Raw genomic sequence first — 6,802 nt, 5'->3', positions numbered from 1 at the left:
CAGCGCGGCGTGGTGCCTGAGGCAGTTGCCGGACACAGTTTGGGTGAATATGTCGCCTTATACGCTGCTGAAGTCTTTGACTTTGAAACCGGATTGGAATTAGTCAAGCATCGCGCCAAATTAATGGATTTGGCTTCTGAGGGTGGGATGACAGCCTTAATTGGTTTCGATCGCGACCAGCTCGCAGCCGCGATCGCCGATACTGAAGATGTCGTTATTGCCAACGACAATAGCACCGCTCAAGTTGTCATTTCAGGAACGACAGCCGGAATTGCGGCAGTAGTTGGCAAAATTAAGGTCAAACGTGCCATCCCGCTCAATGTTTCGGGAGCTTTTCACTCGCCGATGATGGCGGCAGCCGCTGCTGAATTTGGAAAATTTTTAGCTCCAGTTAAATTTCAGGATGCCAAAATGCCCGTACTCTCGAATGTGGCACCGATTCCCACTACGGATGCGAGTAAATTAAAAGCACAGCTCGACAGCCAAATTACCGGCGCGGTGCGCTGGCGAGAAATTTCGTTGCAGTTGCCCGAGTTGGGCATCGAACAAGCGATCGAAGTCGGCCCTGGCAAAGTATTGGGCGGATTGATTAAGCGTACCTGTGACGGGATTTCGACAGTACAGATGGGGACTCGATCGGATCTAGAAGCGTTTTTCCCAAACTAATCTCGATACCTTATTTTGCGATCGCTAAATTGTGGCCCTCACCCCGCCCTCACCTGCGGCGCTGGCTCCCCTCTCCCAAGCTTGGGAGAGGGGTGGGGGGTGAGGGCCACGATCTAGCGATCGACTGAATTGGTTGCTGCTGGTAAATTTTTCATCAAGGTAGCCATTTCGATCGCGTTGAGCGCGTAGCCCCAGCCGTGATTGCCCTTGATACCCGCACGCTCTAATGCTTGAGTCATCGTATCGACAGTTAAGACTCCGAAAATTACCGGCGTACCGCTTTGGAACCCAACTGCTGCCACACCTTTAGCCACTTCCGAAGCTACATAATCAAAGTGAGGCGTATCGCCGCGAATCACCGCACCCAGACAAATAATCGCATCATAACGACCGGACTCAGCTAATCTTTTAGCCACCAGTGGCACCTCAAAGCACCCTGGTACCCACGCATAGTCTACTTGACTACCATTGGGGTCAATGTCGATGCCATGGCGTTTGAGACAGTCCTGGCAGCTGTCTAGGAGTTTATTAGTAACAAGGTCATTAAATCGACCGATAACAATCGCAAACTTTAACGAAGGATCGCAGACGAGAGTGCCCTCAAAAACGGCCATTTAGCTTAGGGAGTAGGGAATAGAGAATTTTTAAAAACTGGACTTCAAAATCTCCGCTGTCGCGAATTATCGAGATCGGTACTACTAGTTTTTGATCTAGCAAATTCGAGGATGGAGATCGGCTGCGATCGAGATCGGGTAATCTTTCTAGCAACCGATCGAGAATATCGGCAATTTAAACTACCAAGAAGTTCAAAATACCCACAACTACTACCAAAATCGTCCAAGCTCCCGAACCAACGAACAGGAGTTGCTTGGATCGATCCCAGTTTTGTGGTGCTGCATAAGCAACTGGAACGCCGACGATCATCACGAATGACAGTAGCACTAGGGCAAATAGTGCCAGATTGAAAATTACGACCATTTTATATACGCTCCCAAAACAGCAATATTTTAACTTAGCTATTAAAAATTTAACATCTCTTTGGGTGGTTGTTCGTTTTTAGCTGTTACGATCTGTGGCGATATCCAGATTGGCGGATCGTTCGACATTCTTAGCCGCGAACAAAATTCGCAAACATCCGTCCCTATACAAAACCTATAATCTGAATAGATTTAGCTATGTTAAAGTTTACCCCGTTAGCGTTAGCCTTACTGACACTGCTCTCAACGGCGACTACTGCTCGATCGGCGATCTCTAATTTCAGCCTAGAATCCGTGCAACCATCTGCACGCCTCCACGCGCAAGTAATCATGAATGGTGGTGGTCAACCACCGCAAGGTCAACCACCGCAAAATCAGCCACAACAGCAAAGCCAACCACAACAGCAAAGCCAACCACAGCAAAGTCAGCCACAACAGCAGAGTCAGCAACCGCAGCGTCAGTCAGAACGCCGCGAACAGCCAGAACCAGCCGTTCAAGGAGGCTTATTTGGCCGAGGGCCAGAACAACGACCTCACCAAGTGGGACAATTCCGCGATCGTGGCCCCGAACGCCGCCGCCCCGGAAATTTCTTTGGCCGTCCCCATCGTCCGTATGAAGGTCGCGGACAATGGCACCGCGAACGTTTTCACGATCGCTAACACCGGCAATACGCGCACTCACAGCAGAGCGGTCATCCGATCTAGAAAATTAGATCGGATTTAGCGCAACTCGATCCAATTTTCTCTGTTAATTACTTCTAACCGCTCAGGCTAGACTCGATCGCGTAAACTGGAACTTGCAGAAAATAGTTACGTTTGAATCGTTCTTCATCGATCGCGGCTAAAAATTGTCTGACCGTAAATAGTGAGTGTAAAGCTGGTGCGGACAGATTTATCAGACGCTCGGTGCTGCCGATATTTAGCATGTGAGTTTCGCTTTGTAATGAGACTTCAAAGCCAATTTCCACGAGCGCATCTAAACCCAATCGCAACGATCGATCGCTAATGTTTAGCTTAGCTGTCAATCTGGCTAAATCGATACTTTGCTCACTGGTAACTAGATACTTGGCAATGCCAATTAGCTGTGACAAAATTTCGCTACTAGTTAGTAAATTTATAGACTGATAATTGAGTGCCAATTTGCTTTTAGTTAGCTTGGCTTTGCGGCAATAAGTATGTAACTGATGCCAGTCACTCGGACATTCATCGATCCAAATAATTGGCTCTGAATCGATCGCCACTCGATTCCCATTGCGAAAGGCTGCACCAACGCCTGGAGTTTGGCGAAAATCGAGTACTTGCAGCGGCTGCTGGCGTTGGCGCAGCCTCTCAGAGTGAGAATCGACAGCATTGGGTTGCACTTGCCGATAGCTATCTCCAATACTGGCAACCGCTGCCGGACGCACTTCTACCAGTCTTACTTCAAACTTCTTGTCATAAGAATTGAAATCCAGTTCGACGATTGCATCGCAAGCAACTCTAGGTAACTCGTGTTCGTAATGTCCCCACCAGATCCCGGGAAATCCGGTGGAGCTAGTCGGATCGATTAAGGTAAATTTAGTCCGAATATACTGGACGGTTTTACCTTTAAAATCTTGAATATTGCGATTCTTAACATCCTTGAAAAAACAGTTTTTAATCAGCAATTTAGGGACTGGATTGCCCATGCCATAGGGTTCGAGCAATAATAAGTCTTCAAATAATTCTCGGCCATTTCCGGCATTCAAATCGGTAACTGTCACGACGATATCGGTGGCGATCGAGGGTGGCGGAATCGTGCCGAGTTTGGTTTGTAACTGTTGGTTGATGGCTTCGGTAAAAATCGGAATATTATCGAGATTGATACTCATCCCGGCGGCAAAGGGATGTCCGCCAAAACTGTTGAGTAAATGAGCTTGGGAATTGACTAATTGATAGAGGTCGATATTTTGAGTCGATCGCGCCGAACCTCTCGCAACTTTGACCTTTTCCTTGCCTGGATCGCCGTCACTATTCGTACTCAATAAAATTGTCGGCTTGCCATGTTCTTGCGCGACTTGTCCGGCAACTAAACCCAATACTCCTGGCGACCAATTGCTATCTACCAGCACGATTACCGAAGTCGTCGATAAATCTAAATCTGCTAATTTGCTTTGGACTTTGCTAGTCGTATTCTTTTGCAATTCCTTCCGCCGCGTGTTGGCGAGTTCGGTTTCGGCGGCTAGCTCGTGACAACGATCGACATCTTTACTAGTCAATAGCTCCACCCCAAAACTCGCATCGCCATGAATCCGACTAATTGCATTAATGCGCGGCGCAATCCCAAACGAAATATCTGTCGGTCGATCGCCACTGCGCTTGCATAGTTGTAATAACTTATGTACCCCCGGACGGAAGCCGTCGATATCTGGCTGGTTTTGCAGGGTCAATCGTTTAATTCCCTGCTGTGCCAGATAGCGACAATCGCCACTCAATTGCACCAAGTCGGCAATCAAACCGATCGCGACTAAATCTAACAAGTACTCGACTGGCTGCTGGGGAATGTCGGGCAAAGTCAGATAGAGAGCCTCGACCAATTTATACGCCACCGCTACCCCCGCGAGATGAAATAACGGATGCCCTGACTCAAAATAACGCGGGTTGATAATCGCTGAGACCGGCGGACGTTTGGTAGGCAAGGTATGGTGATCGGTGACAATGATATCGATACCTAACTTTGTTGCATATTCAATTTCTTTAATATTCGTACTACCCGTATCGCAAGTGATAATTAAATTAACGCCTTGTGCCGCCAATTTTTTAATCCCGGCCACGTTCAATCCGTGGGATTCCTTCATCCGATCGGGGATGTAATAACTAAGCTGTTCGCCACGCGGGAAAAACTGCCCCAATCCGTCCCATAACACGCTCGTCGCTGTTACCCCATCCGCATCAAAATCACCCCAAATCGCGACCTTCTCGGTATAGATATAAGCCTTTTTCAATCGTTCCATCGCCGCCGTCATCTCATCGCCAAAGGCGAAGGGACTACTCGGCTGATACTTGTCACAATCCAAATAACCAGGCAGTCGATCGATCTCGCTTATCCCCCGCTGCCATAGCAATTGAGCGGCGTATTTACCATTAACAGCGGGTTTGCACTTGCGGATCGCCGCGATAAATTCAGGGGGGATTTCTAATGGGAGTGGAAGCTGCCAGTCTAAAATCATGATGCACCAGCTTTGACGTTTGTTATCGAATCGATCGCCACACCAAAAAACACGTAAAGATTATGGTTGAAACCCAATCGGAGGCTTTACTTTATCCCGATCGCTCTCCAGATTTTACTTCAAATTTAGGTCGTCCATCGGTATTGAAGTGAATTTCCGCAGCTTCCAAAGTTGCGGCGGTGTTAATCCATCATAAACGCGATCGAGATTTGGGTACTGAGCGAGCAATCTTAATTGATAATGTTGCCGTTTTAGTTCTGCTTGCATTTCCAGGTCGGGATTTAAGAAAAAGATAGTATCGAGCGTGGCAAATTCAGTCACATTCAAATGATTCAACTGAGGAGCATCTACAAATACAAGCTTGACCTGCGGCTGAAGATTGTAAATTACTAAGCTTTCTGGATGTTGTCTATTTACTAAGATCGGTAGATCTGGAGCCTGTCGAACGATCTGCGTGAAGCTGAGAATATCCTCGCCACCATACTTATTCCACCAAGTATCCGCTTGCAAATAAATCCCGCAAAAAACAACTCCCTCAGTTATTAAAATTGCGGCGATCGGGAGCCAGTATTTACGGTACCAACTTCGATCGACAGAATCTAATAATAGTCCTTTGGTAGAAAGCAAGTAAGCAACACAAATCTGGAAAAACGGAAAAATAGGACACAAATTTTCAGGCCAAATTTCCTGATTTTGACCGGCAAACAGATCGAAGATAATTAATGGTACAGCGGTCGAGCCGATCGAGAAAAATATGCATAAATAAACTTGCTTTGGTGTCTTAGCCCGAAGCAAGTAGATTGAATAACCAACTAAGCTTAAGATAAGTGGAGTAAAAAAATAAAAACCAAATTTTCCAAAGCCACCATATTCGCTAGCCTTAGGATCCACGAGATCGACAAATGACAGACTGATATTCTCAGCCCAGAAAGCAATTGTGCCTAGTAAAGTTAAATGATTTTGCTCTTTCAAACTAGTTAGGTCTTGGAAACTAGCAAGATGATTAAAAACAGTAATAGTCCAAGGCAAAAAGGAGAGACTGGCTATCAAAACTACCAGACTAAAATTAGCTAACTTTCGGGTGCGCAAAGGCTCGATTGACAGCACATAAGCGATTTGGCCGAAGAGCGTAAACACAAAATAGTACTGACAATAAAGCCCTAATCCTAACGATATTCCATAAATAGCCCAGGCCAATTTTTGCTGCGTGCGTAGTGCCCACAGTAGAGCAGCACTAGAGAGCAGTACGATCAGACTAAGTAGACTAAAAGAGCCAGCTTCATGAGCGTAGATGACTTGAATCGGTGAGACTGACAGCGAGGCACTCGCCATCAAACCAATTACTGGGATGCCAAATAATTCCAGACACAACCAGTAGATACAAGGTACTGCTAACCAACTCAGCACCGCAGCTAAACTCCGCAACGTTGTTACTGAAGAGCCGAATAATTTGACCCAAGCATGTGCTAATACAAAGTAAAGTGGTGGATGATTCTCGGTATAAAGTTTGTGAATTATACGCCTGAGATTATTATCGTCGTTAGGAAATCGATATTTTAGAAAACTTTCGACGCTGACGATCTTATTGGTAAGTGCTGGGGTCGAAATTTTATCGATGACTTCACCATCAGAATAGCCTGAAATCATTGATAGTGTCTGAGCTTCTCCTCCCCAAACCGGCTTTTGACCCAAATTAATAATCCGGAAAAAAATACCGATTGTCAGCAGTATGACTAATAATCCGATCGCCCAACGTTTGGTAAAGTCATCCATTTGACCGACGATTGCGCCCCCAAGTAATCATTGAAATACACATTGTTACTCTCTAGATTCGATCGGGAGAAGGGATATAAAAGCTACTTGTTGAAGCAGCCAGATACATAGCAGCAATTTGATAATGCCTTAACGAGCATCGCGATTGCCGGATAACATGTTGTATTGTGCCACACGTCATTGTAGCAGATGATACGT

6 protein-coding genes are annotated in these 6,802 nt (G+C 46.2%); 2 read left to right on the top strand and 4 right to left on the bottom strand.

Annotation, left to right across the window (positions count from 1 at the left end):
• Positions 1 to 666, top strand: a 666-nt coding sequence (locus tag RMO84_RS07720; protein ID WP_310487885.1) for an acyltransferase domain-containing protein, incomplete at its 5' end; no start/stop codon positions are given.
• Positions 667 to 779: 113 nt separating this feature from the next.
• On the opposite strand, the gene ribH is transcribed toward RMO84_RS07720, so the two are convergent.
• Positions 780 to 1,280, bottom strand: a complete 501-nt coding sequence (gene ribH, locus RMO84_RS07715) for a 6,7-dimethyl-8-ribityllumazine synthase (RefSeq protein ID WP_310487884.1) — start codon at positions 1,278 to 1,280, stop codon at positions 780 to 782.
• Positions 1,281 to 1,455: 175 nt separating this feature from the next.
• Positions 1,456 to 1,644, bottom strand: a complete 189-nt coding sequence (gene psbZ, locus RMO84_RS07710; RefSeq protein WP_310487883.1) for a photosystem II reaction center protein PsbZ — start codon at positions 1,642 to 1,644, stop codon at positions 1,456 to 1,458.
• Positions 1,645 to 1,841: 197 nt separating this feature from the next.
• Here psbZ and RMO84_RS07705 point away from each other — a divergent pair, with 197 nt between their 5' ends.
• Positions 1,842 to 2,303: a hypothetical protein gene (locus RMO84_RS07705; protein ID WP_310487882.1), complete on the top strand. Its 462-nt coding sequence runs from the start codon at positions 1,842 to 1,844 to the stop codon at positions 2,301 to 2,303.
• 98 nt (positions 2,304 to 2,401) lie between these two features.
• Here RMO84_RS07705 and recJ read toward each other — a convergent pair whose 3' ends face one another.
• Positions 2,402 to 4,831, bottom strand: a complete 2,430-nt coding sequence (gene recJ / locus RMO84_RS07700; protein WP_310487881.1) for a single-stranded-DNA-specific exonuclease RecJ — start codon at positions 4,829 to 4,831, stop codon at positions 2,402 to 2,404.
• 114 nt (positions 4,832 to 4,945) lie between these two features.
• A complete protein-coding gene (locus tag RMO84_RS07695) occupies positions 4,946 to 6,604 on the bottom strand; it encodes a glycosyltransferase family 39 protein (protein ID WP_310487880.1) in 1,659 nt (552 codons plus the stop codon).
• Positions 6,605 to 6,802: the final 198 nt, after the last annotated feature.

The sequence above is a fragment of the Chamaesiphon sp. VAR_69_metabat_338 genome, assembly GCF_031423935.1.
In the GTDB taxonomy this organism is placed as follows: domain Bacteria; phylum Cyanobacteriota; class Cyanobacteriia; order Cyanobacteriales; family Chamaesiphonaceae; genus Chamaesiphon.
Note: the sequence above shows the minus strand (reverse complement) of the source record. Positions and strands in the feature narration are given on the sequence as shown.